The sequence below is a fragment of the Lachnoclostridium sp. An131 genome (genome assembly GCF_002160825.1).
GTDB lineage: Bacteria > Bacillota > Clostridia > Lachnospirales > Lachnospiraceae > Laedolimicola.
Map to the genome: position 1 here is coordinate 103,101 of NZ_NFLI01000012.1, position 25,478 is coordinate 128,578.

Below are 25,478 nucleotides of genomic sequence, written 5' to 3' on the forward strand. Positions count from 1 at the left end.
CCTGCGCACTCTCAGAACAGCCACCGCCTGCAGCCCTTTTTATGGCCTTGCTGCTCTTTGGCTGTTTTAAAGCTTTATAACCTGCAGCTGGTTTCCATCCTCCAGCCCATGTACGGTAAAGCCCTCCTCCAGCCATCCTTCCATTCGGGCAGCCGCTTCCTCTGTAACTACTTCTCCCGGTACAATCAGTGGAATTCCCGGCGGATACAGGTACACATACCCTGCCGCCGTCCGCCCGGCGGCGGAGGAAAGAGCGCAGCGCTCTTTCTCCTGCTCTGCCGCCCTGGCGGCCGTCATTCCGAAGGGCAGCCGGGGAAGCCCGGCTGCCTCTGCTGTCCGGCAATCCGGATCCGGATTGCCCGCGCGGCCCTTTTGTCCCTTTTCTTCTGTACTTTCCTGAAATTCCCTGTCCAGATCATGAAGCGCACGGCTGAGTCTCTTAAAGCCTTCCTCTGTGTCCGCGATACTTGCGATCCCCACCACGTAGTCCGGCGCGCTCATCTCCATCTGCAGATGATACCGTTCCAGAAGAAGCTCCGAAAGACGGCTGCCCGTAATTCCCGCCTTCCTGGTAGAAATCAGGAGCTTGCTTCGGTCAAAATCCCACGCGGCGGCTGTCTTTTTCCCTCTGCCTGTCTCCGGCCTCTCCTCAGCCTCTTCCGCGATATTATTTCCTGCCAGGTCATCTCCTGCCAGATACAGCGATTTCAAATCCCGGCAGCCTTCACGAAAAGCGGAAAGCAGCCTGATATGCTCCCCAAAAAGCTCTTTTCCCCTTCTGTCCAGCAGATCCACGCAGGCATCGATAGACGCCATCAGCAGATAGGAGGGGCTGCTGCTCTGATATATGGAAAGAAAGCGCCGGATCCTCTCTCTGTCCGCCAGCTTTCCCTGCATATGGAGAAGAGCCGTCTGCGTCAGCGCCGGAAGCGTCTTATGAACACTGTGAATCACCACGTCCGCTCCTGCGCTCAGCGCATCCTCCGGAAAATAACCGGAAAACGGAAAATGAGCCCCGTGAGCCTGATCCACAATCAGCGGCACTCCGTACCTATGGCAGCTCTCCGCAATCGCCCTCACATCCGAGCAGATTCCGTCATAGGTGGGCGAAGTAATAATCACTGCCTGAATCCGGCCGTCTGCTTTCATGGCTTTATCCACATCCTCCGGACAAATCGCGCCGTTTATCCCCAATGAAGAGATCTGCTGTGGATAAAGATATTCTGCTGTCAGATCCCGAAGCTCTGCGGCGTGATATACAGATCTGTGGCAGTTCCGCGCCATCAGAATCCGGCCTCCCCGGCAGGTACATCCAGATATGGCGCTTAAGATCCCTGCGGTACTTCCTCCCACCAGAAAATGCGTTTCCTCTGCCCCGTACAGCTCTGCGGCCCGTTCCTGCGCCTTCGTCAGAACCCCATCTGTCTCCGGGTGATGAAGATCGTCAAAACCGTCTATTTCCGTAATATCGAACCGATAAGGATTCTCAAAGTCTCCCAGGATTCTTTTGTGCCCCGGCATGTGGAAGCCGTAATAATCAGAATCACTGTATTCCCGGAGCTTCCGGTACAGCGGACCGCCGAAGTCTCCGGAACGACCGGTTTTCATCCCCCCGGGAGCTCCTGCTGCCAGAGCTTCACCAGATTCTTTTTCAGAATGTTCTCTTTTCTGTGTCATTACACTTCCTCTTCCTTCAAAAGAGCCGCCATCTCTGGAAATGGCTGAAGGCTCCGCTCCAGAATTCCTTTCATATAAGCGATAAGAATTCCATAATTCGTCATGGGCACTCCCTGGGCCGCCGCCTCCTTAAGCCGGTACTGCATTTCCTGCTCATTCAGCATGCAGCCTCCGCAGTGCACAATCATGTGATACTCCTTCAGGTCACGCTCAAAACCGGTGCCTGAGGTAAACACGAACTCCGGCTTCTTCCCGGTATAGTTCTCTATCCACCGGGGCAGCTTTACCGTGCCGATATCGTCGCACTGGCGGTGATGGGTACAGCCTTCGGAAATCAAGATCTTATCCCCATCCCGCAGGGTCTCCAGCGCCCTCGCTCCCCGCACTGCCTGCTCCAGATTTCCCTTATAGCGCGCAAACAGAATCGAAAATGAAGTCAGCAGAATCTCCTCCGGCGTATCCCTATCCGCCAGATCAAAAACCTGGCTGTCTGTAATCACAAGCTTCGGCTGTCTGCCCAGACGGGAAAGCGTCTCCTTCAGTTCCTTTTCCCGGACCACCACGGACACAGCCCCGCTCTCCAGCACATCCCGTATCGTCTGCTGCTGGGGCAGGATCAGCCGCCCTTTGGGCGCCGCCTTGTCTATGGGCACCACCAGCACCACCAGATCCAACGGCTCCAGAAGATCTCCTGCCAGCCTCTTTTCCCTTTTTTCAGGAACCATGCGGGCCAGTCTTTCCTTCAGCTCCTGGATTCCTTCCCCAGTGCGGGCGCTTACCCAGATACAGGCTTCGTTCTCTGAATCCTTTCTCTGTTCCAAGGCATCCGCTGCTGTTCCTGAAATCAGATCACATTTATTAAAAACGACCAGATAGGGAAGCTCTCTTTTTTTCAGCTCCTCTTCCAGCCGTTCATCCTCCGGGCTCATCCCGGCGCTTCCATCCACGATCAAAAGAGCGATATCCGTCTTGCGAAGCACATCCAGCCCTTTCTGTACGCGGAGCGCCCCCAGCTCTCCCTCATCGTCCAGACCCGGCGTATCGATCAGCATGACCGGTCCCAGAGGCAGCAGCTCCATCGCTTTATAGACAGGGTCTGTGGTCGTACCCCGAACCTCTGATACGATAGCAATATCCTGATTTGTAACCGCGTTAATCACGCTTGATTTTCCCGCATTTCTTTTTCCGAACAGGCCGATATGCACCCGCTCGGAAGACGGTGTCTGATTCATCCCCATCTTTTCCTGCCTCCTTGCGCCAGCCAAGCTGATTTTTCATGTCTACACAATTCTACCATGGGCCCTTACAAATAGCAAGAAACGCCGGAAATACGCAAATATTTCCGGCTTGTTCTTATAATAAGAGTGATTGAATGATTTTTTATATTTCAGGAAAATCCCATCCGCAGTCTCTCATACTCCTTTCGGATTTGGCTGAGCGTCTCTTCATCCAATTCTGACAGTAATTCGCCCAGACACTCCGCCGGATTTTCCACAGGCTCCCCGTCCAGCTTCAAAGTTCCTGTCCTCTCCCCATACAACACGGCTGCCGCTGTCACCTTTTCCAGCGCCGATGTGTCGCATTCATACTCCTTCATAATCAGGAGCGGCGCAATCATGCGCTCTCTTGGCCCCAGCTTGCGCTGTACATCCCGGGCGTTCCGCTCTATTGTATCCCGGATACTGCGATTCTGAAATTTTCGCACGGCACGGGCAGAGAATTCTGCCTGCTCCATTTCTGTGATGCCATACCGTCTGGAAAGGCTTTGGTTCAAAGACCGGCATACCTCTTCCATTATCTGTACTACAGCCGGATCATTCGCAGCCTCCGCATAATCTGTATAGCCCAGAACGGCTCCAGTTGTCCATTCATATCTTTTCACTTCCATTTACCCTTGACGTTTTCGTTCCCCAGTGGTATGATTAATCATACAAATTATATTTATCATACTTTTGGAGGCATTTATGAAATTCACAGACGGAAAGTACGCATGGATGGTCAAAATCGGAGAAAAGGGACAGTTTGTAATTCCAAAAGAAGCCCGAGAAATCTTTGATTTCCAGCCCGGCGCAGAGATCCTGGTATTGGGGGATGTAAAACGGGGAATCGCCATTCTTCCCATGGAACAGCAGGAACAGTATATTTCAAAAATATTTGCAGACATAGAGCAGGCAGATTCCGATCAGCAGGGAGGAACAGATGAGTAAAATCGTATTTTTCTGCATACCGGCCTACGGGCATACCAATCCCACCTTAAATGTGGTGAGGGAGCTTACTGCCCGGGGACATCAGGTATGGTACTATTCTTATGAAGCTTTTCGTGAACGGATAGAAGCTGCCGGAGCAGTATTTATTTCCTGTGACGGATATGGACCGGAACAGAGTCTTTCACCGGAAGATACCGCCCGCGTGGGCCGGGATCTGGCTTTTTCCATGCAAATTCTTGTGGACACCACCCTGGCCCTTGACGCAAAGGTTTGTTCCGATATGGCCCGCCTGAAACCCGACTGCATCGTGGCAGATTCCATGGCCGTATGGGGAAAGGCCGCCGCCATGAAGCTGGGCATCCCCTTTGTATCTTCCACTACTACCTTTGCCTTTAACCGTTATTCCTCAAAAATCATGCCTCAAAGCCCTGGACAGATGCTGAAAATGCTTCTGGCTCTCCCCAAAAGCAGCCGTCTCATCCGGCGTCTCCGGGACAAAGGCTATCCTGTCAAAAATGTCCTGGATATCCTCCAGAACGACGCTTCCACCCACACTATTGTCTATACTTCTCCCGAATTTCAGCCCTGCGCCGAAACCTTTTCAGACAGATATGCCTTTGTGGGGCCTTCCGTCCGTCCTGCGGCTGAAGAGATCCGGAAAACCCGGGATATCCTCATCTATATCTCCATGGGAACCGTAGTCAATGACCTGCTGCCCTTCTACCGGGACTGTATCGCCGCTTTCTCAGATATGGACTGCCAGGTGATTCTGTCTGTCGGCCGCCTGGTCCCCCCGGAAGCCCTGGGAACGCTGCCGGATCATATTTCCGTCTTCCAAAGCGTCGATCAGATCGCCGTACTGGAAAAGGCGGACCTGTTCCTTTCTCACTGCGGCATGAACAGTGTCAATGAAAGTCTGTATTTCGGAGTTCCGCTGGTCATGTATCCCCAGACTTCCGAACAGCAGGGCGTGGCGGAAAGAGTCTCTCAGCTGGAAGCAGGCCTGAAACTGAAAAGAGCAGACCCGGCCTCCATTTCCGAAGCCGTCCGGAAAATACTTTCCGAGCCGAAATACCGGCGGAACGCCTGCCGGATCGCCGAAAGCTTCCGGAAATGTCTCGGCGCCAAAGGAGCCGCAGACAAAATCCTGCAGGTCTGCCGGGGAGAAAGAAGCGCCGTTTCTCCTTAAGTCTTTCCTCTCTGCCCGTTCCCATTCTCATCGCTCAGAAGAGCAGGCCTCCAGATACTCAAAGCATCCTATCAGCTCCCGGTAATTATTGTAGCCCTCCCGGATATGAAGGGTCTTTCTGCAGATGCGCCTGCTCTTTCCCTTCTCGATCACGCATTTTATGATGCAGTGTCCTTTCTTCTTAATGATTTTTTGAACCTCCAGAATTCTCCAGCAGTTATTTTTATTCAGCTGGGTGTGCAGGAAAGAATTTCTCGCCAGCAGCTCCTGGCTCTGCCGGCGGGATCGCTCGCCCATCTCTATCATCTTCAGCGCGGCTGCGGAACCAAGAAAGTCGTTTACAGCCTGAGCAGCTCCCGCCGCCTCGTTCTGGATAAAGATCCGGTACAGATCCCCGTCGCAGAGCACATAGGACACCATATTTCCGCCATAATTGAACTGATTTACAAAAAGGTACACCATCGCCGCTATGACTATCAGCATAGACAACAGAAACCCTGTGGAATTGCCAAAAACAGAATCCCAGATTATGCCGCCTGTCACAGCCAGCGCAGCCGGAACCATGATAATCAGGCAGCCGTACTTCATCATCTTGCCGGAACCATTTTCATCATGAAATACCCCGCGGGTAAAGTGAATTCCATACTCCGCCAGTTTTTCCGCCTTATGAATCTCCTCCAGCAGCAGCTCGCCTTCCCGAAGGGCCTGCTCCTCTGTCAGAAACCATCTGCGCCCGAATCTTACCTTTCTTCCGTTTTCGTCCAGAATCAGCGCCCGGTAATGTTCATTCTGATACTCCTTTATATACTTACTTTCTGTGGAAATCGTATATTGCTTCTTCTGCTTCATATTCTCTGTCCCCTCAATATATTTTTTATTACAGGTATGTCCGGCGCCTGCAAAAATCAAATCCGGATCTCGATTACACAACTGATCTCGATCTCCGTCCCGTCTTCCATAATAAGCTCCTGCCTGCAGGCATCGATCCTCCGAATCCGCCCGGATGCTTCCCGGTAAGAGCCTCCCGCCTTCTTTCTGTCCGGCACAAAATATGTGATCCGCACTTCCGGCCTCTCTCCTTCGCCGGCCGGCCCGCAGGCCATCTGAAGCTTATAGTCCAGCTCCGCCCGCTCCTCTTCCGAGAGATCGGGTTTCTGTTCTGTCAGCCTGGCCTTCTCCCGGACCGCGTCCCCGTATCCGGTCAGGGCCGCGAAGGGGGAAAACTGCGCGGCCCGGTCCGTCATGGACATCTGCGGATGCCGGGAGGAAACGTGATGGGGCAGATGGATCATATCCTCATACTGCCGTTGTTCTTCCTGCTTTGTACTCATACTGCATCCTCCCTCTCCTTTTTTAGTCTTTTCAGGCCCTGTGCCCGCCTATCTGATTGTTCCGGTCCCTGGCTGTGGCTCCTTCCTCCAGATTCATGCCTTTCAGAATCGCGTTCTTGCCGAATTTCTTCTTGATATCCAGCATGGCGTGCTGAAGCTTCTTTTCCCGCTCAGCCTCCGCCCGCTCTTCTTCCTTCTGTTTCTGAAGAGCCGCGTAGTCTGTAAACAGATCCAGCTGCTCAAATCCCGTCTCCATCTTTTCTTCCGCTTCTTTTTCCGGCAGCACATGATTGGCCGATATGCTCAGCCGCCGCACCAGAAGCTCCTTATCCACAATGCGCTCAAAAAGTCCTGTCACTGCCTCTGTAAGCTGGCGGGTCGAAGAAGTATAATTTTCCAGATTCACCGTGCCGTGGGCGTGCTTCGGTATGGCTCTCCCGTACCGGTCCGTCTTAATCTCTCCCTTGTATTTTCCGCGCAGAACAGGATCTCTCAGATTGTCGATATCATACCCCACCGTCAGAACAAGCTGGTTGGTTACAAGCCCCTTTTCCACCAAATCCAGCGCCAGCATATCCGCCATCTCCCGCGCTACCAGTTCTGCCTTTTCAAATGGGTAGGGGCACTGCAGCACCTGACCGGAAATAATGCTGCTGCTCTCGGGCTTATATGCCTTGATATCCGCTATGGTACAGGGCTCCCATCCCCAGGCATGATCAATGAGCAGCTCCGCGTTGACGCCGAACATGCCATACAGCAGGTCTTCATTGTAATAATCCGAAGCCTTTCCCAGAGAACAGCGGGCGATATCTCCCATGGTATACAGTCCTTTTTCCTCCAGCTTTTTCGCGTAACCCGGTCCTACCCGCCAGAAATCTGTCAACGGCCGGTGGGACCAGAGCAGCCGCCTGTAAGACAGCTCATCCAGCTCGGCGATGCGCACGCCGTTCTCATCCGCCGGCACATGCTTGGCCCAGATATCCATCGCCACCTTGCAGATATACAAATTCGTCCCGATTCCTGCTGCCGCCGTGATCCCCGTAGTGTCCAGCACATCCAGAATCATCTTCATAGCCAGCTCCCGGGCCGTCATCCGATAGGTTTTCAGATAAGCAGCCGCGTCGATAAATACCTCGTCAATGGAATAGACATGCATGTCTTCAGGCGCAATATATTTCAGATAAACTTCATAAATCCGGGCGCTGATCTCCATGTAGCGCGCCATCTGCGGCGGCGCGACCACATAGTCCACCGCCAGCGCAGGGTCTGCCTCCAGCTCCCCGCTCTGACAGGAGGAGCCCTTCAGTACGCCGCCGGGCGCCTTCTGCCGGCGCTTCGCGTTGACCTCCCGGACCTTCTGCACCACTTCAAAGAGCCTGGCCCGCCCGGAGATGCCGTAAGCCTTCAAAGCCGGAGAAACTGCCAGACAAATGGTCTTTTCCGTTCTGCTCTTATCTGCCACCACCAGATTTGTGGTCATAGGGTCCAGCCCCCGTTCCATACACTCCACGGAGGCGTAAAAGGATTTTAAATCAATGGCTATATAGACTTTTTCAGACATGGTTTCCGCCCTCCGCGCCGGTATTTTCGAACGCATGTTTGCTTTATTCGGATTATACCACATCCAGAAAGAAAAGAACAGTCCCTGCAGAAATTTTTTCTTCTTCTCTGCAGGGCAGCCTTTCTGTTCGCCCGTGCCTCGTTTCAGCAGCGATTCGCGGGCTCATCTTTTTTCAGTTCTATTTGAAAATATGAATCACGCCCCGGTCATTGAGATTTTTCACAAGCGAAAGTGTAATCGGAAAGCCGAACAGGCCGATCAGGCCGAAAAACTGCAGGCCAAGCAGCATGGAAAGCAGCGTTACCACCGGATGGAGCCCCACCTGGTATCCCACAAGCTTCGGCTCAATGATGTTCCGGATCACAGTAATGATAACGTACAGTATCAGCAAGCCAACGCCCAGCACCCATTTTCCCATAATCAGGCAGATAATGCCCCAGGGAATCATGATGCCTCCCGTACCCAGTACCGGCAGAATATCAAAGACCGCGATGCACGCCGCGATCAGAACCGCCCCCGGCACCTTCAGAACCGTCAGCCCTATGGAGAGCTCTGCAAAGGTAATGCAGAGAATCAGGGCATAGGACACAAGACATTTCAGCAGTGTTCCGACTACATAGCCGCGCACCTCCTCAAGTCCCTGCTTCCCCCGCTCCGGAAGCTGGCGCAGAAGAAAACCCGTTACTTTTGGAAAATCAATTGCCAGAAAAAAGGTGACAATAATCGTAATCACAATATTCAGAAACAAGCCCGGCACCGACGCCGCAATGCCGGAGATATAGGAAATGATCCGCACAGACCCGTTGGTCACAAAACTGCCCAGAGAGCCCAGGGCCGAATTTACGTTGTCGCTCAGCGCCGCTACCACGGCAGGGTCCAGCTCATCCAGCCGGTTCTGGAGATCCGCGAACAATGTCTCCAGAGCAGGCTCCAGCGTATTCCTGTATAACTGCGGCAGCTCCCGGACCGTCTCCCACACAAACATCAGCACCCTAAGCCCCAGAAAGCCAAACAGAACCGCCGCCAGCAGATAGAACAGAAGCGTAAGGCCGATGGCAGGAAGAACCCGCTTTCCATTCAGGCGCTTCGCCAGAAACCGGATCGGCCGGTCCAGCAGAGCCGCGATCAGAAACGCCATCACAAAAGGCAGGACCACCGGAAGCACGTATTGAAATCCGACCAGCATCAGCAGAATCACCACTGCCCAAAAGCCGATTCGGATCAGAAACCGTTTCTGAGTTTCAATGTTCATAGGTCTCCTCCCATTTTTTCGTCCACAGGCGGAAAAACTTCGCCATCAGCGGAATATATGTCACCAGAAATATTGCCATACCTGCCCCATACACCGCTTTTCTCTTCTCCTTCGGAACCTGCATTCCCACCATCAGTCCGATGGAAAACAGGCAGAATTTCAGGAGGGCAAGTGTTTTCCAGCTGCTTTCCTTACAGTATCTGTCAGCCACATCAAACAGCTTCATGTTATCTCTGCTCCTTTCCGCACCACTGTGCAATCTCTCTAATCAGTTCCAGGGGCAGCGCCCTGTCGTAAGGAAACTGAATTGCCCCTTTGCTCGTCTTATACTCTGCAAGCCTGTCCGCAAACGCCTCCACCGCCTGGGGTCCCGGATAAAGGCCCACATGCTTTTTAAAAGCCGCAAACTGGATGAGATTGTATTTCTTCCAGTAAGTCGGCATACTCCACGAAATCTTTTCCACTGCGTCGGGCAGTGCGCCCTTTATCACCTCATTCATCCTTCTCAGGTAACCCCGGGCCTGCTCCGGCTGCCGGGAAATGTATTCCTCAATTGTCTTCGGGGCTTCCCCGCAGTAATGATCCTGATTTCTGTTCTTAAATGTGCGCCCGCACTTCGGGCATTTCCACAGCTTCTTTTCCCGGGGCGCAGCGGAATCCACGGACTCGTCCGTCCCGGCTTTCACCGTGACCGCAATCCTGTCGCCAGGCTGCTTTCCGATCTTATTCCGGATATCCTTCCGGATTCCGATGATATAGCAGACGGAACCATCCTCATTTTTTACGCCCATGTTCACGATGCTCCCGGAATATGGTTCGCCGTCAAAGGTTACTTCCGCTTTCACTCTTCCTTTCCCAAACTCTTTCCGGATATCATACGGAAACCGCACATAAGCCCCGCCCTTATCCGGCACTGGCTCTATCACTGCCTCAAATTCATAAACCCGTTCGCCCATTCTTTCTGCCTCCGGTTCTCATTTTTTCCGCAGGATTTTCTCCATAGCCTTCCCTTTTGCCAGCTCGTCCACCAGCTTGTCCAGATAACGGATATCCTGCATCAGCGGCTCCTCGATATCTTCCACCCGGACGCCGCAGACCACTCCCTTTATCTGTTTCCGGTCCGGATTCATTTCCGGCGCCTGCCTGAAAAAATCTCCATAGCTGATGTCCGATACCGCAGCCTGTTCAACCTCCTCCGGCGAATACCCGGTCAGCCAGGTGATAAGCTGATTGACCTCTTCGGCGGTTCTTCCTTTCTTCACCGCTTTATTCACCAGAAGGGGATATACTTTCCCAAAACTCATGTTGTATACTTTTTCGTATGCCATCTTCTTTCCCCTGATTCTGCTTTATTTTTAAATACTTAATCTCCCGTTCAATCCCTCTTGTCTCTTACCTCTTATCTTTCATACTTCATCGGCGTATATCGGATTCCATCCTCTACCCGTTCCCTATCTGTATCTGCAAAACCGAGTTTATTTTCTATTTTCCTTATCTCCATAATTATCCCCCGGCATCCTGCATAACAAACACCCTGTGTCCGCCTTCTGTCCTTTTGCATCGTCCTTTCTGCTGTCTGCCTTGCTTCTACAGAAACTTCCCCGTCACGCTCTCCGGCGTATTCCGAATCTCTTCCGGCGTCCCGGCCGCCACGATTCTTCCGCCCTCATCGCCGCCGCCCGGGCCCATATCGATGATATAGTCCACGTTCCGGATTACATCCAGGTCGTGTTCGATGACTATGACCGTGGCGCCGTTCTCGATCAGGGTCTGAAACACCCCGAGCAGTGTCTGTACATCCAGAGGATGAAGGCCAATCGTAGGCTCATCGAAGACAAATACGGAATCTGACTGAAGCCGCCCCATCTCGCTTGCCAGCTTCAGCCGCTGGGCCTCGCCGCCGGACAGGCTGGGCGTCTCCTCCCCCAGCGTCAGGTAGCCCAGGCCCAGGCTCTGCAGCACCTGGAGCCTCTGATGGACCAGTTTCATATCCGCGCAGACCGGGAGCGCCGTATTGATATCCATAGCCATAAGCTCCGGCAGAGAATACGCCTCTCCCGCCTTATTCCGGTATCTGACTCTGCCTGCGTCTTTCCCGTAGCGGGAACCCCGGCATTCTGGGCATGGAATGTCTACGTCCGGAAGGAACTGCACATCCAGGCTGATGACTCCCGTGCCATCACACACCGGACAGCGCAGCCTGCCTGTATTATAGGAAAAATCGCCCGCCTTATAACCCAGCTCCTTTGCCTCCGGCGTCCTGGCAAAAATTTTTCTCAGCTCATCGTGAACGTTCGCATACGTCGCCACGGTGGAACGGACGTTGATTCCGATGGGCGTGGCGTCGATGAGCTTCACCCTCTCGATGCCTTCCGCCTCCACTGCTTTCACATGTTCCGGCAGTTTCTTTCCGGCAATGACTGCTTCCAGACCGGGTACCAGGCTTTCCAGAATCAACGTCGTCTTGCCGGAGCCTGACACGCCTGTGATGACTGTGAGGCGGCCTTTGGGAATGTCCACCTCCAGCGGATGCACGGTATGAATTTCTCCTGTAGAAAGACGGATTCGTCCTTCCGCAAAAATCTCATTCCGCGCATGGTGGCTTCCCGCTTCTATCTCCGCAGTTCCGGCAAGAAACGGGCCAATCAGGGATACCGGATTCCCGGCAAGATCAGAAACCGTCCCTTCCGCAATGACCTGCCCGCCGTCCGCTCCGGCCTTCGGCCCCATTTCGATCAGCCAGTCTGCCTGAGACAGAATCTGCGTGTCGTGATCCACCAGAAGAACAGAATTTCCATCCGCCGTCAGATCCTGCATGACCCGGACAAGACCCAGGATATTGGAGGGATGCAGACCGATGGACGGCTCGTCCAGCACATACAGAACGCCCGTGGTGCGGTTCCGCACCGCCCGGGCCAGCTGCATTCTCTGACGCTCTCCGGTAGAAAGCGTGGAGGCCGCCCGGTCCAGGGCCAGGTATCCAAGCCCCAGCTCCATCAGCCGCTTTGCCACGGTCTGGAAGGATTCACAGATACTCTCCGCCATGGGACGCATTTCCTCCGGCAGCGAAGCCGGTACGCCGTCCACCCACTCCACCAGCTGAGTCAGAGTCATCCGGCAGGCCTCGTCCAGCGTAATCCCCCGGAGCCTGGGCTGCCTGGCGGCCTCTGACAGACGGCTTCCGCCGCAGTCCGGGCAGACCTCCTCCTTCAGAAATTTTTCCACCCGTTTCATGCCCTTTTCATCCTTTACTTTGGAAAGGGCGTTCTCCACGGTGTAAACCGCGTTGAAATAGGTGAAATCCAATTCTCCCGCCTGATTGGAGTTCTTCGCCTTATAGAAAATATGCTTCTTTTCCGCAGGACCGTCAAATACGATATCCCGTTCCTGTTCCGTCAGCTCCCGGAAGGGCACGTCTGTCCGGACCCCCATTTCCCGGCATACGTCCACCATCAGGGACCACATGAGGGAATTCCAGGGAGCCACCGCTCCCTCCTCGATGGTCAGAGACTCATCCGGAACCAGTGTATCCCGGTCAACTGTCCTTACGATTCCTGTGCCGCCGCAGGTCCTGCAGGCTCCCTGGCTGTTAAATGCCAGCTCCTCCGCGGAAGGGGCGTAAAAATGAACACCGCACTCCGGGCACACAAGCTCCTGGCCCGCCGCCACCGCAAGGGCCGGCTTCAGATAGTGCCCGTTTGGACAGCGGTGCTCTGCCAGCCTGGAATACATGAGCCGCAGACTGTTCAGAAGCTCCGTGCCCGTGCCAAAGGTGCTGCGGATGCCGGGCACGCCCGGTCTCTGGTGAAGAGCCAGGGCCGCAGGCACATACAGCACCTCGTCCACATCCGCTTTCGCCGCCTGAGTCATCCTTCTTCTCGTATAAGTGGAAAGGGCCTCCAGATAACGCCTGGAGCCTTCCGCATACAGGACGCCCAGCGCCAGGGACGATTTACCGGAACCGGACACTCCGGCCACGCCCACGATTTTATTTAAGGGAATATCTACATTGATATTTTTCAGATTGTGCACCCGCGCGCCGCGGATTTGTATTTTATCAACCATCTGTCATCTCCCATACTTTTTCTGTATAACCGAATTTTATCATCGTAAAACTCTGGGCTACATAATGTAGCTCCATCTCCTCCAGGTTGCGTGTACTCTTTCACAAATTTACGCACTGCTTCCATTTCATTTTCTCCCTGACCGCTTCTATCTGTCAGTATATCAGGAAAAGGCTGTAAGTTCAATTTCGTTTGGAAAAAACGAAAAGCCGTTGACAGTTCTTTTTAAATGTGTAACAATATAATTAACCAAAAAGTTAATTCAGAAGGTGATATATGAGTGAAGATAACATATGCTAACAGTAAAGTAGAAAGATACTTTGAAGACTATACTAAAATGCAAAAGAAATTACCTTTTGAATGCGTAAGAACAATAAAGAAACATATGGATCGATTAAAGGCTGCTGAATGTTTTGGCGACTTTTTAAAACTGGGCCTGGGTAAGCCGGAACAGCTTAAAGGATACGCACAAATCCGCTATTCTCTGCATGTATCTCCTAATGCCCGTTTAATCATTGAACCCAATGCAACGCAGGATACTGTTATGATTTGTACTGAAATTGAAGTGGAAGGAGTGAGTGATTACCATGGCAGTAAAGAAAACTGGTATATCCCGTGATTTTATAATTCACCCCGGGGAAACCATTGCTGATGTACTGGAAGAACGCGGTATCTCACAGACTGAGCTGGCCTTCAGGACAGGTGTCTCACCCGCTTATGTAAGCAATGTATTGGCGGGAAAAAAAGGAATATCCGCGAATTTTGCAATGGGCCTGGAGTACGCTCTGGGTGTTCCGAAATCTTTTTGGTTAAATCTCCAGGCAAATTATGAAGCTGAACTTTTGGAATTAAACGAAGAACAGACCATCACAGCGGAAGAACGAAATGCCAGAGAAGACTTGAAGGATGTTGTAAAATATTTAAGACAAAGAGGTGCAATGCCTACGAGAGAAAAAAAAGAAGATTCCATCCTTTCTCTGCGAAAAGCGCTGCAAATCAGTAATATAGCAAATTTAAAAGAACTGATTCCATCCGGTGCTTTTCGGATATCTTCCAATACAGCCACAAATCCCTATATTCTTGGTGCCTGGATTCGCTTATGCCAGATTGCTGAAAATAATAATTTTTTGTCTGCAAAATACGATAAAAATCTCACTGCAAATCTGATCGAAGAAATCAAAGAAATTATGTGTCGGAAAGACGCAAATATACAAAATGAATTAAAAGAAACCATGGGGAAATATGGTATCGATTTCTCCATCATGAAAAATTTCAGAGGTGCGCCTGTACAGGGCTATATTTCCCTGAAAGATGACGGTGTCTATCAGATGGTTTTAACCATAAGGGGAGCATTTGCTGATATCTTCTGGTTTTCATTATTTCACGAAATAGGGCATCTTGTGAACGGAGACATCAAAAAATCCATAAAATTTGTGGACGACGGCTGTGATCGTGATAAAGAAGCTGCCGCTGATCTCTTTGCCAGCAACATGCTTTTATCGCCGGAAAGCTATAAAGCCTTTGTACAAAACGGAAATTTTTCTATTGAGATCATTCAAAAGTATGCCGCTTCTCAACATGTAATGCCTTACATTGTCATTGGCAGGCTTCAAAAAGAAAAGTATCTTGATTACAGCGCTTACAGCGACTACAAACTACGGTATAAGTGGGTTGATTAATTCATAATTTGCCTTATATTACACCATTCTTACATGCGAAAGAGGCTGTCTTTTCCGACAGCCTCTTTTAACAGAGCTACCTAAAAAGGATTTTACTGCTCCAGCCCCTCCAGATATGCAGGAAGCTCTGACAGGTTCCGCAGCACTGCAGAGGCTCCTGCTGCCAGGAACTTCTCTTCCACCTTCCGGCACCGGTCCGCCTGTTCTTCCGGAGACAGCGCGGCATATTCCGCTTCCGTAAGTCCCATGACAGAACTGCCTTCTACAATTCCCAGAGAAAGCATGCCTGCCGCCAGACCTTCTTTGATATCTGATACGGTATCCCCAACCTTGACGGCCGCAGCCACGGAGGTCACTTCCAGCTTTTTCAGGTTTTCGAAAATCATATACGGATAGGGCCGCCCGAAATTTCCCACGAAATTGGGAGAAAACCAGCAGTCCGGACTGTAGCCCTTCTTTGCGGCCTCAGGCACCACGATCTCCATCATTTCATCTGTATATCCTGTAGTGGAACCGATTTTGATTCCCTTATCCCGCAGATATTTCACCGTCTCCAGCACACAGGGCTTCGGCTCCGCAAACTGGTGCACGATCTTCAAAATGCTGTTCTCAGAAGTCTGATATACCTGCTCTACATCTTCTTCTGTGAAATCTCTTCCATGCACCCGTTTCCATTCCTCATGAATGCGTTCCATATTCATCATGGTCCGGATATGATCCCGCTTCAGCATGCCCATGGGCTCACGCACCTCATCCAGGGTCGGCGTGATGCCGTACTCCTCAAAGGCCGCGACAAATGCCTGTACCGGAGCGAAACATCCATAATCTACAGTAGTCCCGGCCCAGTCAAAAATGACTGCTTCTATTTTTCTGCCCATTTATGCCACCTCCTGACAATGCTTTTTCAGAAACTCCTCCAGAATATCGCATACCCTGTCGATGTCTTCCAGATATATCTCCCCGATATTTCCGATCCGGAAGGTATCCGCATCCGTCACCTTTCCCGGATAGATGGCATAGCCTCTCTCCTTAATATAACGGTACATCTCATCAAAGGAAAAGTTCTTTCCTTCAGGATAGAAAAAGGTAGTAATGATGGGGCCCTGGTGCTCCGCGTCGATATAGGGACGGATTCCCATAGCTTCCATCCGGCGGATCAGCTCCCGGTTATTTTCCAGATAGCGTTTTGCCCGGGCCGGAATCCCGCCTTCCTCCCGAAGCTCCTCCAAAGCCTTTGCAAAGGCAAGCACTGTGTGCGTCGGAGAGGTAAAACGCCATTTTCCATCCTTCTCCATGGTAACCCACTGATCATAGAGATCCAGAGACACACTTCGGCTCTTTCCCTCGCAGGCCGCAAGCGCGCTTCTTCTGCAAATAATATAAGAGAAGCCCGGCACGCCCTGTACGCACTTGTTGGCGCTGCTTACCAGAAAATCAATTCCGATTCCTGCCACATCAATGTCCACACCGGCGAAGGAAGACATGGCGTCCACGATAAAGGTCTTTCCTGCTGCCTTCACGGCTTTTCCCACCGCAGCAATATCGTTGAGAATTCCGGAAGTGGTTTCACTGTGAATGATTCCCACATGAGTGATTTCCGGATCTTCTTTCAGCATTTCCGCTACCTTCGCGGCGTCCGGAATCCTGTCGTAGTTTTCCCGGTAAACTACCGTATTCTTTCCCATTTTCTGCGCGATTTCGGCCATACGCTCCCCGTAAGCTCCGTTAGCGCAGACCAGAATCTTCTCCTGATCTCCCACAGAGCTTCCGATTACTGACTCCACGCCGAAGGTTCCGCTACCCTGCATCAGAACCACCGTATATTCTTCCTCTGATACATGGGCCAGCCTCAGAAGCTCTTTGCGGATCTTCTGGGTAATCTGCTTGTAATCATCGTCCCAGGTACAATGGTCAAACATCATTTCCTTTTTCACCGTGTCCGTCGTCGTCAGCGGTCCCGGTGTCAGCAGCTTATAATCCGGCATTTTTCTATCCTCTTTCTACCGTTCTTGTTTTCTTTTTTACTTTCTTTTTTGCTTTTTCATGAAACCGGCAGACCCCGAAGGGGCCTGCCAGACTAATGCTTCTTCTGCATCCTGCAGCCGCCGTCACTTACTTGCAGCTCTCAGACAGCTCCTGATGCTTCTCCAGCAGACCCAGGGTCAACGGCTCCGGAAATACCTTCGGATATGCAGAACTGTTCGCCTCATCCGTCGTCTCTCCCTCATATACTGCATTGGGGTAATACTGCTGCAGCTCGCTTCTTCCCTGAGTGATGATGCACTCCGCCATTTTCTGAGCCAGCGGATTCGTATCCTCACCCTTGTCTACTACAGCAACAGATTCTGTCAGAGAGAAGTTTCCTTCTGTCGGGTCTACAAAATCAATCGGCAGTCCTTCCGCCTTGTCTGCTACCGCCTGCTGACGCAGTCCAAAGCCTACAGCTACTTCTCCTGCGCGCACCTTTTTCAGCGGAGCGGAACCGGAAGTTTCGATATGGGGGCCTGCGTTCTCATAGATACCGGAAAGCACTTCCTTCGCGCCGTCCTCACTGTACTCGCTTACCAGAGCCTGAATCAGAAGCCATGCGGTAGAAGAGCTCTTGATATCTGTCACGGATACCAGATCCTTGTATTCCGGATTGGTCAGATCCTTTAAGCAGGTAGGCATGTCCAGATTGTTTTCCGCCAGCACTTCCGTATTGACAATGATTGTTCCCTCCTGAGAGGTGATCGGAGCGCAGTAATCCTTCTGGTCTGCGCTGTTCAGCAGCGTGTAATCAAATTCCAGCGGCTGGAACATATTCTGATCCTCCTGGGCCGCGTCAATATAGAAGGTACTTAAGGTAATCAGATCGGCTTCGATGTCCGTTCCCTCTGCCATAACCTTTCCGCCAAGCTCCGAGGTGCCGAAGGTCTGGAACAGGTACTGTCCCTCATAGCCGTTTTCATCCAGTGTCTTCTTCATGGCCTCTACAGCCTCGTCATCCGCGTTGGAATAAATGATGACCTCTTCTCCCGCCGCACTGGCGCTCTGTCCGCAGCCAGTCATGGAAAAGCTTCCTGCCAGAATGGCAGCCATTAAAATTACAGAAATCTTTCTTGCTTTCATTGTTTTATTTCTCCTTTTTTTCCTTTCTCTTTATCATATATCCCAGGATTCCCTTCACCAGCAGATTGGTTCCCAGGATAAATAACGATAATACAAATACCTCATTGAATTTTGTATAATACTGCAGTTCTTTAATCTTTGTGGTAATCACCATGGTCCTTGCGCCCGCGATGAAGATAACGGCGCTGACTGTGACCATTGCGTTTACAAAGTAATAGCTGAATACCTCCAGAATTGTGGATGTCATATTGGGCGTCACAATTCTCACGATGGTTTTGATCCAGGTATCTCCCATCAGAGAAGCCGTCGTCTCCCAGGAGCTGTTCAGCTTCGAAAGGGAGTTTCTCATCATCAGGTACGGCGTGGAGAAGAAATGCACCACATTGCACAGAATGATGAGCGGGAAAGTATTCTGAAGCGGCGTACCTGAGAAAATGAACATGAACGCAATACCAATTACCATACCGGGAATCGTATTGGTCACCAGCGCTATGGCGTCAATGACTCCCTTCAGCTTTCCATTCAGTCCACTCCGTGCGGTCGCCAGCGCCGCTCCATAAGTAATCAGAAGCCCTGCAAGCGCCGTACACACCGCCACAAAAATCGAGTTTTTATAAACTCCAAACAGGCTGCTGTCGTTCAGTACCGCCTGTACATGCTCCAGCGTAAAGCTCACCTGGTAGGGCCATTCCTGCACCAGAGGCACCACAAAGATAACCGCGAAAATAGCCAGAACCGAAATGATAATCAGCGAGGAGCCCGCGGCACACACGCCGTCTCTCACAGGATTTTTCTTCAGCTCAATCTGTGAAATCTTGCTGTACCGTACATTATACCGCTCCAAATATTTCAGAAGAGCGATGCTGAGTACGGAGGGAATCAGCATCATCATGGCAACCACGGCGCCTCTGTTGAAATTCGGAATGCTTCCCAGCATCTCATTGTAGAGAACCGTCGCAATCACCTCATACTCGCCGCCCACGGAAGCCGGAATTCCGTAATCCGTAAAGCAGAGGAAGAAGCACTGCACAAAGGAGGCAGCCAGCGTTCCCAGAAGCGGCCGGATGATCGTCTGCCAGAAGGTCCTTGCCGCGCTGTCTCCCATGACCCTGGATACCACCATAAACTTCTTATCGATAAAGCCCATGGTATTCAGAATCAGCATAAAGGAGATGGGCAGCGTGTAAATCACATAGCCGAACAGCAGTCCGTTGAATCCATAGATATCAAAAAGCTGTCTTCCGAAAAGCTTTGTAAGCAGTCCCTGCTTTCCAAAGGAATAAATAATGGCAAATCCATAGGTAATCGTGGGAAGCAGCATGGGAAGCACTGCCAGAGTCCGTATCACAGACTTGAATTTTCTATTTAAATTTGTATATTGTATACTGTATGCCAGAAAAAAAGCAAGCACTGTCGCCAGCAACGCGCTGCAGACCGAGACTGTCACGCTGTTTCCCAGCGCCGTCATAAAGCCTCTCTCTGTGAGAACCTCCACATAATTTCCGATTCCGGCCCCGGCCTCTCCCAGAAAAGACTCCATCAGGAGCCTGATGATGGGAACTGCCAGGAACACGGTAAATACAGCCAGAACCAGAGCATAGATTGTCTTGATTTCTCTCTCTTTTCTTACCATGGTCCTACACCGCCTGCATGCTTGTTGTCATGCTCTGCTGAAACAAAGCAAAGATATTATTCTTCTTGATCTCCAGCTGATTCAGGATGAACTCCTTCACGAAATTATTCTGGGGCGTCGTGATAATTTCCTGAGGCGCGCCGTACTGGGAGATACATCCCTTATTTACAATCAGCACCTTGTCTGACAGCGTCAGCGCCTCTTCCGGATCATGGGTCACGATGATGGTCGTCAGGTGGAAGTCCCTGGCGATTTCTTTAATCTTTTCCTTGATGGATTCCTTAATCACACCATCCAGCGCACTTAAGGGCTCGTCAAGAAGCAGAATCTTCGGCTTCATCACCATGGTTCTCGCCAGAGCCACCCTCTGCTTTTGTCCGCCGGAAAGCTGCTCAATCTTCTTATCCAGATGCTCCCTGAGGCCCAGCAGATCAATGAATTCATCCACTTCCTTCTTTGTAGAGATGTCAGGCTTGTTTTTCAGGCCATATGTAATGTTCTTATAAACGTTCAGATTGGGGAACAGGGCATAATCCTGAAATACAATGTTAAATCCCCTTTCCTCCATCGGCACATTTGTGATATCCTTTCCGTCAAAGATAATCTGTCCGCTGTCTGCCGGTGTAAGTCCCAGCACCAGGTTCAGAAGAGTCGTCTTTCCACAGCCCGAAGGTCCCAGAATGGAGATGATCTCTCCGTCCTCGATCTGCAGATTAATATCCTCCAGAATCGTTACATTATCATAAGATTTCTTCACATGTTTCAGCTCCAGCATGTTCATTCTCCTCTCTCTGGAAAGCGTTCTATTCCTGTTTTCCCCTCGACAACCGGTATTATAGCCATCCCCCGGAACGCATTCAATCAAGAGCAGGTGAAACCTTTGTAAAGTCCCGGTTAACCAAAAAAGAGAAGGTTTTGTAGAAATTCTACAAAATCTTCTCTCTTTTCTGCGCCTGAACCTCCCCTTGGGAAGCCCCGCTCTTTTTCCCGGCTCTCTCCAATGCTTCTCCCTAAAATTGTACGAAAAAAAATACATTTTATTCTGACTGATTTTTGCGGTTTCAGCTCCATTTTTTGTAATTTTTTACTTTTGAGACAGGTATGCCTTATCCTGCACAATCTGGCTGTTCCTGTTGAGAACCTTCACATATCTGTCATAATCTGAGGTAAGCAGCCCCATATAAATCATGTCTACGATCAGCAGCTGTGTCGTTCTGGAAAAAATCGCGTCTCCGTAAAAAAACTGATCCTGGCTGGTGCAAAGGAGCAAATCCGCATAGCGGGTAATCAGGGAATCCTTAAAATTCGTAATTACAATCGTGGAAGCCCCTGCTTTTCTGGCCACTTTTACCGCCTCTACCGTATCCCGGGAATTTCCGGAGTAGGAGACGCCGATGGCTACATCTCCCTGTTTCAGATTTCCGGCACAAATTCTCTGGTGGTAGGTGTCATCAAAATGCCGGCAGTCCATTCCCAGATAAAGAAGCTTTGTAAGGAGATCCTGGGCTGTCACATTGGAATTTTCCACGCTGTAGATATCAATTCTCCGCGCCTGGTTCAGCATTTCAATCACCTGGCAGAATATCTTGGGAGAAATATTTTTCAGCATCTCACCAGCCATATTTCCCGCTGCCGCCACAATCTTTTCTGGTATCTCCTCTGTCTTCTCCCTGCCAGTCAGAGAGTATCCGTACATGGCCCTGAAATTTCCGCTCTCCTTCTCTTCCCGCTGCGCAAGCCTTTCCACCACAGCATAGCGAAATTCTTTGTAACCGCTGTAGCCCAGCGCCTTGATCATCCGCATCACTGTAGGCTGGCTGACCTGACAGCGCTCCGCCAGCTGGTCAAGAGGCAGAAGCTTCAGCTCCTCCATATGGCCAAGCACATAATCCGCCACTCGCTTTTCTGAGGGCCGCAGGCCGCTGTAGCAGGCTTCTATCCGCAGTCTGATTTCCTTTCCCATTCCCCTTGCTCTCCCCTATTGTTTCCATTTCCCATCAGCCATCCGGGCCGTATGGCCCTTTGCAGCCCGCTTCAGCCATCCTTCAGAGCTTCCAGAATTTCATTCAGCTCTTCCAGCTCCTCTTCCGTCGTAGACCAGCTCGTAGCAAACCGCACCACCGTATGCGATTCATCATATTTTTCCCAGAAGCTTAAAGCAGCCCTTTCCTGAATCCTGTGGTACATCTCATCCTCCAGAATCACAAACTGCTGATTCGTCGGCGATTCCAAATAAAAGGGCAGATTCTTTTCATGCAGAATCTGCTTCAGCCTGTGAGCTGCCTCAATAGCGTTCCGGCTGATATTGAAATACAGATTATCCGTAAAAAGCGCGTCAAACTGAACACCCAAAAGCCGGCCCTTTGCCAGCATCGCTCCATGCTGCTTCACGATCGTCAAAAAATATTTCGGCGCGTTTCCTCTGGGAAACACCACCGCTTCGCCGCACAGCGCTCCTACTTTTGTACCGCCAATATAAAATACGTCACAGATTCCTGCAATATCCGGCAGAGTCATATCGGCTGCCTCACTCATAAGCCCATAGCCAAGCCTTGCCCCATCAAGATAAAGAGGCATCTCATACTCCCTGCACACAGCAGCGATGCTTTGCAGCTCCTCCCTGCTGTACAAAGTCCCATATTCTGTAGGCCAGGACAGATACACCATTCCCGGGAACACCTCATGCTCATGGTTCTCATCCCCATAGAATTTTTCCATATAGGTCTTCAGCTCCCCTGCATCCAGCTTCCCCTGGTGCTCCGGAAGAGTAAGAACCTTATGACCGGTATACTCAATAGCCCCCGCCTCATGCGTATTCACATGCCCCGTCTCTGCCGCTATCACACCTTCACAGGACTTCAGCATCGCCGAGATTACCACCGCATTTGTCTGCGTGCCTCCTTCCAGAAAATATATCTGTGCCTTCGGGCATCCGCAGGCCTCCTGTATCTTCCTTATAGCATTTTCACAGTAATGATCCATTCCATAACCGGGCAGCGGCTCCATATTTGTCTCAATCAGCCGCTGCAGAAGCTTCGGATGCGCTCCGGCAGAGTAGTCGTTTTTAAATGAAATCATTTTCCCGCCTCCTGAGTTCTTATGCTTCATGTCCAGTATACGTTCTGTGGGCCAGTCTGTCAAATAAGCCTGCAAACGCTCTGCCTGATACGCTGTCCAAGCGTTCTTTCCAAATATTCCAGCCAAAGATTCAGCGCCAAAGATTCACCAAATATTCTGACGCAAACATTGATACTTTTACTTGATTTTTTTCTCCAACGTGCTAAAATATTCTTTGACAGCAAAACGTCCGGGCTTGTAGCTCAGTTGGGAGAGCGCTGCGTTCGCAACGCAGAGGTCGAGGGTTCGAATCCCTTCAGGTCCACTCTGGAAGCATAGCTCAGCCGGGATGAGCGTTCGCCTCACACGCGAGAGGTCATGGGTTCGAGCCCCATTGCTTCCACTGGATAAAAGCCCTGAAAGCCTGGCATGACCAGAGTTTTCAGGGCTTTTCTTTTTCCTTTTACAGTTATCATCACTGCATTTTGTATTTCTTCCCGTTTTCGTAAGAAATTCTTAATTCTGATTATACTTTTTTTAGAGACTGTACACACTTTAGCCTTAATTATCTGATATATTATTAATCGTAGCAGGAACACATATCAGTATTTCATTCATAACACTCAGGGGCTTCCGTGAGGAAGCCCCACTCCCTCGAATCGTACAGTGCGGCTGCCGGGAAACCTTTTGGATTCCGGACAGGCCGCTTTTTTATCTTCTTTTTTTTCCCCTATTTTTTTACTATTACTGCCTCAAATCCTGCCTTTACCAGTTTATCACGCATCGCTTCTGCATTTGCCTTCACAGCATAGGCTCCTGTCTGTACACAATATATCTGTTTTTCTGTACCGCCTGCTTCCGTTATTTCTTTTCCGGCTTCAGCTTCTTCTGTCCCTTCTGTATCTCCGGGCCTCTTTCCAGCTATTCCTCTTACAATCGCTGATGCCATTTTTTCGGGAGAATACAGTCTTACGTCATCCCTGTCATCTACAAAACAGCATTCTATCAGCATCGCAGGCGCTTTTGTGTTTTTCAGGATATACAAATCTCTGCTGTATTTTACCCCACGGTTTCTATATCCCAGCGCTGCAATTTCGCTGCACACACGTTCTGCAGGCAGAACCGCACTGCTGGAAGCAGAATATACATAAACTTCTGTACCTGTGGTTCTTCCGTCTCCTGACATGTCATTTGCCGCACTGTTAAAATGAATGCTGACATCCAGATCTGCTTCATGAGCATTACACTTTTCCACTATTTTTTTCAGAACGTCCATCTGCCCCTTTCCATTGTCCACTGTGCAGTCATAAACCGTGTTTCCAAGCTCTCTCAGCTGACGAATTACCTCATTCTTTACCTTTCTGTTTTCTGTGCTTTCCTCTATCAGTCCTGACGCTCCGCTGGCTGTCATTCCTGCCGGATTATGTCCGGCGTGCACATTGATATGCATAACCTATCTCTCCTTACCGCCTTTACTTCCTGATTTATATATTTTTCGTTCTGTCTGCGTCTTCCTTCTGATGCAGAACTATATCTAAAACACTGCAGCTATCTGTGCTTTACCCATCCTTTTCACTGATTTCGGGAAGCCCCGCCATACACGTCAGCAGTGACAGAATCCCCGAAAGGCCGGATGCGCTCAGCACCATAAGCCAGTTTACGTCTCCGATAGTAACTGCTGTGGTTCCAATCGTAGCGACAGCTGTCTGCGCTGTTGTCCTGACCGCCCGAACAAGAGCCGCTCTCAGCCACTTTTTTGTTTTTTCATTCATCAAAGCAACCTTCTTTTAACCTTTCCTCTTTGTCCCTTTTCTATATTTTATTCTTAGATACGGCAATCGGTTTCTTATATTCTTAAAAAGCTCTCAGACAGCAAAAAAACCCTTACGATCACTATAAATAAGTAACCGTAAGGGTTTTCTTTTTCATGCCCAGAACCGGAATCGAACCAGTGACACGAGGATTTTCAGTCCTCTGCTCTACCAACTGAGCTATCTGGGCATTTATAAAACAGGAGCACGAATACCTTTGCTTCGTGCACCCAAGTTGCGAGGACAGGATTTGAACCTGTGACCTTCGGGTTATGAGCCCGACGAGCTTCCAGACTGCTCCACCTCGCGATATAAAATTAATTTTGATTATCCTTTCGGATAAATCTGAGTGGGGGAAAGTGGATTCGAACCACTGAAAGCACAGCTAACAGATTTACAGTCTGCCCCCTTTGGCCACTCGGGAATTCCCCCATATAAATTGCGGTCCGTCAACGACTGATGCTCGTTCCCTATTCCGCTCAAGCCGATGATCGGACTCGAACCGATAACCTGCTGATTACAAATCAGCTGCTCTGCCAATTGAGCCACATCGGCACTTAACAGCTTTTGCTGTATAAATGGGACCTATAGGGCTCGAACCTATGACCCTCTGCTTGTAAGGCAGATGCTCTCCCAGCTGAGCTAAGATCCCATTTGTACTTTGTATGTAAAATACATACTGTACGCTATATATCGAATTTCTTCGATAAGCGACCCGAATGGGACTCGAACCCACGACCTCCGCCGTGACAGGGCGGCGCTCTAACCAACTGAGCCATCGGGCCATATCATTTGAATTATACCTTCAAAACTATATACTGTCAATCCATTTAAGACTTTTTTCTATCCTATGACGCTTTGCGAAGTGCTTTCGCTTTCTTCGCTCTTGGTCAAGCCCTCGACCTA

Annotated in this window: 24 protein-coding genes, 8 tRNA genes and 1 pseudogene; 6 read left to right on the plus strand and 27 right to left on the minus strand. The window is 50.6% G+C overall.

The window, feature by feature from the left end:
* Positions 1-66: 66 nt before the first annotated feature.
* The 3 genes from B5E77_RS11210 to B5E77_RS11220 form a co-directional block, all read right to left on the minus strand.
* Positions 67-1,677 (minus strand): aminotransferase class I/II-fold pyridoxal phosphate-dependent enzyme, encoded by a 1,611-nt coding sequence (locus B5E77_RS11210; protein ID WP_242963704.1) that lies wholly within the window; start codon positions 1,675-1,677, stop codon positions 67-69.
* Positions 1,677-2,915, minus strand: coding sequence for a [FeFe] hydrogenase H-cluster maturation GTPase HydF (gene hydF / locus B5E77_RS11215; RefSeq protein ID WP_087165462.1), 1,239 nt, complete (start codon positions 2,913-2,915; stop codon positions 1,677-1,679). The genes B5E77_RS11210 and hydF overlap by 1 nt, the downstream gene beginning before the upstream one ends.
* Positions 2,916-3,064: 149 nt before the next feature.
* Positions 3,065-3,559, minus strand: coding sequence for a hypothetical protein (locus B5E77_RS11220; protein ID WP_162609688.1), 495 nt, complete (start codon positions 3,557-3,559; stop codon positions 3,065-3,067).
* A gap of 82 nt (positions 3,560-3,641) precedes the next feature.
* Between B5E77_RS11220 and B5E77_RS11225 the strand changes: the two genes are divergently transcribed.
* On the plus strand, positions 3,642-3,884 hold the full coding sequence (locus B5E77_RS11225; RefSeq protein WP_087165464.1) for an AbrB/MazE/SpoVT family DNA-binding domain-containing protein: 243 nt from the start codon (positions 3,642-3,644) through the stop codon (positions 3,882-3,884).
* Positions 3,877-5,073, plus strand: a complete 1,197-nt coding sequence (locus tag B5E77_RS11230; protein ID WP_087165465.1) for a macrolide family glycosyltransferase — start codon at positions 3,877-3,879, stop codon at positions 5,071-5,073. Before B5E77_RS11225 ends, B5E77_RS11230 begins: the two co-directional genes overlap by 8 nt.
* Positions 5,074-5,100: 27 nt before the next feature.
* Here B5E77_RS11230 and B5E77_RS11235 read toward each other — a convergent pair whose 3' ends face one another.
* The 9 genes and pseudogenes from B5E77_RS11235 to B5E77_RS11275 form a co-directional block, all read right to left on the minus strand.
* A complete protein-coding gene (locus B5E77_RS11235; protein WP_140393115.1) occupies positions 5,101-5,922 on the minus strand; it encodes a hypothetical protein in 822 nt (273 codons plus the stop codon).
* A gap of 56 nt (positions 5,923-5,978) precedes the next feature.
* Positions 5,979-6,404: a hypothetical protein gene (locus B5E77_RS11240; RefSeq protein ID WP_087165467.1), complete on the minus strand. Its 426-nt coding sequence runs from the start codon at positions 6,402-6,404 to the stop codon at positions 5,979-5,981.
* Positions 6,405-6,435: 31 nt separating this feature from the next.
* Positions 6,436-7,965: a Y-family DNA polymerase gene (locus B5E77_RS11245; RefSeq protein WP_087165468.1), complete on the minus strand. Its 1,530-nt coding sequence runs from the start codon at positions 7,963-7,965 to the stop codon at positions 6,436-6,438.
* A gap of 178 nt (positions 7,966-8,143) precedes the next feature.
* On the minus strand, positions 8,144-9,217 hold the full coding sequence (ytvI, locus tag B5E77_RS11250) for a sporulation integral membrane protein YtvI (RefSeq protein ID WP_087165469.1): 1,074 nt from the start codon (positions 9,215-9,217) through the stop codon (positions 8,144-8,146).
* Entirely contained in the window at positions 9,207-9,443 is a 237-nt protein-coding gene (locus tag B5E77_RS11255) for a hypothetical protein (protein WP_087165470.1), read from the minus strand. The genes ytvI and B5E77_RS11255 overlap by 11 nt, the downstream gene beginning before the upstream one ends.
* A 1-nt stretch (position 9,444) precedes the next feature.
* Complete coding sequence (locus B5E77_RS17660) at positions 9,445-9,717, minus strand: iron chaperone (RefSeq protein WP_334293264.1); 273 nt, start codon at positions 9,715-9,717, stop codon at positions 9,445-9,447.
* A gap of 180 nt (positions 9,718-9,897) precedes the next feature.
* Positions 9,898-10,173, minus strand: a pseudogene (locus tag B5E77_RS17665) (DUF1905 domain-containing protein); the annotation flags it as partial.
* Positions 10,174-10,191: 18 nt separating this feature from the next.
* Positions 10,192-10,545: a DUF2200 domain-containing protein gene (locus tag B5E77_RS11270; protein WP_087165471.1), complete on the minus strand. Its 354-nt coding sequence runs from the start codon at positions 10,543-10,545 to the stop codon at positions 10,192-10,194.
* 259 nt (positions 10,546-10,804) lie between these two features.
* Positions 10,805-13,282, minus strand: coding sequence for an excinuclease ABC subunit UvrA (locus B5E77_RS11275; RefSeq protein ID WP_087165472.1), 2,478 nt, complete (start codon positions 13,280-13,282; stop codon positions 10,805-10,807).
* Positions 13,283-13,561: 279 nt separating this feature from the next.
* Between B5E77_RS11275 and B5E77_RS11280 the strand changes: the two genes are divergently transcribed.
* Entirely contained in the window at positions 13,562-13,900 is a 339-nt protein-coding gene (locus tag B5E77_RS11280) for a hypothetical protein (protein ID WP_087165473.1), read from the plus strand.
* Complete coding sequence (locus tag B5E77_RS11285) at positions 13,869-14,960, plus strand: HigA family addiction module antitoxin (RefSeq protein WP_087165474.1); 1,092 nt, start codon at positions 13,869-13,871, stop codon at positions 14,958-14,960. The genes B5E77_RS11280 and B5E77_RS11285 overlap by 32 nt, the downstream gene beginning before the upstream one ends.
* A 92-nt stretch (positions 14,961-15,052) precedes the next feature.
* Here the strand turns inward: B5E77_RS11285 and phnX are convergent, their stop codons facing one another.
* The 7 genes from phnX to B5E77_RS11315 form a co-directional block, all read right to left on the minus strand.
* Complete coding sequence (gene phnX, locus B5E77_RS17280) at positions 15,053-15,838, minus strand: phosphonoacetaldehyde hydrolase (RefSeq protein ID WP_242963705.1); 786 nt, start codon at positions 15,836-15,838, stop codon at positions 15,053-15,055.
* Entirely contained in the window at positions 15,839-16,945 is a 1,107-nt protein-coding gene (locus tag B5E77_RS17285; protein ID WP_242963706.1) for a 2-aminoethylphosphonate--pyruvate transaminase, read from the minus strand. It abuts the gene before it with no gap.
* A gap of 127 nt (positions 16,946-17,072) precedes the next feature.
* Positions 17,073-18,071 (minus strand): extracellular solute-binding protein, encoded by a 999-nt coding sequence (locus tag B5E77_RS11295; RefSeq protein WP_087165475.1) that lies wholly within the window; start codon positions 18,069-18,071, stop codon positions 17,073-17,075.
* 4 nt (positions 18,072-18,075) lie between these two features.
* Complete coding sequence (locus B5E77_RS11300; protein WP_087165476.1) at positions 18,076-19,704, minus strand: ABC transporter permease subunit; 1,629 nt, start codon at positions 19,702-19,704, stop codon at positions 18,076-18,078.
* A gap of 4 nt (positions 19,705-19,708) precedes the next feature.
* Entirely contained in the window at positions 19,709-20,479 is a 771-nt protein-coding gene (locus B5E77_RS11305; protein ID WP_087165477.1) for an ABC transporter ATP-binding protein, read from the minus strand.
* A gap of 309 nt (positions 20,480-20,788) precedes the next feature.
* Positions 20,789-21,667 (minus strand): MurR/RpiR family transcriptional regulator, encoded by an 879-nt coding sequence (locus tag B5E77_RS11310; RefSeq protein WP_087165478.1) that lies wholly within the window; start codon positions 21,665-21,667, stop codon positions 20,789-20,791.
* A 71-nt stretch (positions 21,668-21,738) separates the two neighbouring features.
* Positions 21,739-22,782, minus strand: a complete 1,044-nt coding sequence (locus B5E77_RS11315; RefSeq protein ID WP_087165479.1) for a threonine aldolase family protein — start codon at positions 22,780-22,782, stop codon at positions 21,739-21,741.
* A gap of 231 nt (positions 22,783-23,013) precedes the next feature.
* Between B5E77_RS11315 and B5E77_RS11320 the strand changes: the two genes are divergently transcribed.
* Together B5E77_RS11320 and B5E77_RS11325 are read left to right on the plus strand one after the other, a co-directional pair.
* Positions 23,014-23,086 (plus strand) — tRNA-Ala (locus B5E77_RS11320).
* A 4-nt stretch (positions 23,087-23,090) separates the two neighbouring features.
* Positions 23,091-23,164 (plus strand) — tRNA-Val (locus B5E77_RS11325).
* Positions 23,165-23,491: 327 nt separating this feature from the next.
* Here B5E77_RS11325 and B5E77_RS11330 read toward each other — a convergent pair.
* The 8 genes from B5E77_RS11330 to B5E77_RS11365 all read right to left on the minus strand — a co-directional run bounded on the left by B5E77_RS11330 (position 23,492) and on the right by B5E77_RS11365 (position 25,357).
* Positions 23,492-24,211, minus strand: coding sequence for an N-acetylmuramoyl-L-alanine amidase (locus B5E77_RS11330; RefSeq protein ID WP_087165489.1), 720 nt, complete (start codon positions 24,209-24,211; stop codon positions 23,492-23,494).
* Positions 24,212-24,320: 109 nt separating this feature from the next.
* Positions 24,321-24,533 (minus strand): holin, encoded by a 213-nt coding sequence (locus B5E77_RS11335; RefSeq protein ID WP_087165480.1) that lies wholly within the window; start codon positions 24,531-24,533, stop codon positions 24,321-24,323.
* A 156-nt stretch (positions 24,534-24,689) separates the two neighbouring features.
* Positions 24,690-24,762, minus strand: a tRNA-Phe gene (locus B5E77_RS11340).
* 45 nt (positions 24,763-24,807) lie between these two features.
* Positions 24,808-24,881, minus strand: a tRNA-Met gene (locus B5E77_RS11345).
* A gap of 41 nt (positions 24,882-24,922) precedes the next feature.
* A tRNA-Tyr gene (locus B5E77_RS11350) sits at positions 24,923-25,004 on the minus strand.
* 50 nt (positions 25,005-25,054) lie between these two features.
* Positions 25,055-25,127, minus strand: a tRNA-Thr gene (locus B5E77_RS11355).
* A 24-nt stretch (positions 25,128-25,151) separates the two neighbouring features.
* Positions 25,152-25,224 (minus strand) — tRNA-Val (locus B5E77_RS11360).
* Between the two features lie 59 nt (positions 25,225-25,283).
* A tRNA-Asp gene (locus B5E77_RS11365) sits at positions 25,284-25,357 on the minus strand.
* Positions 25,358-25,478 lie beyond the last annotated feature (121 nt).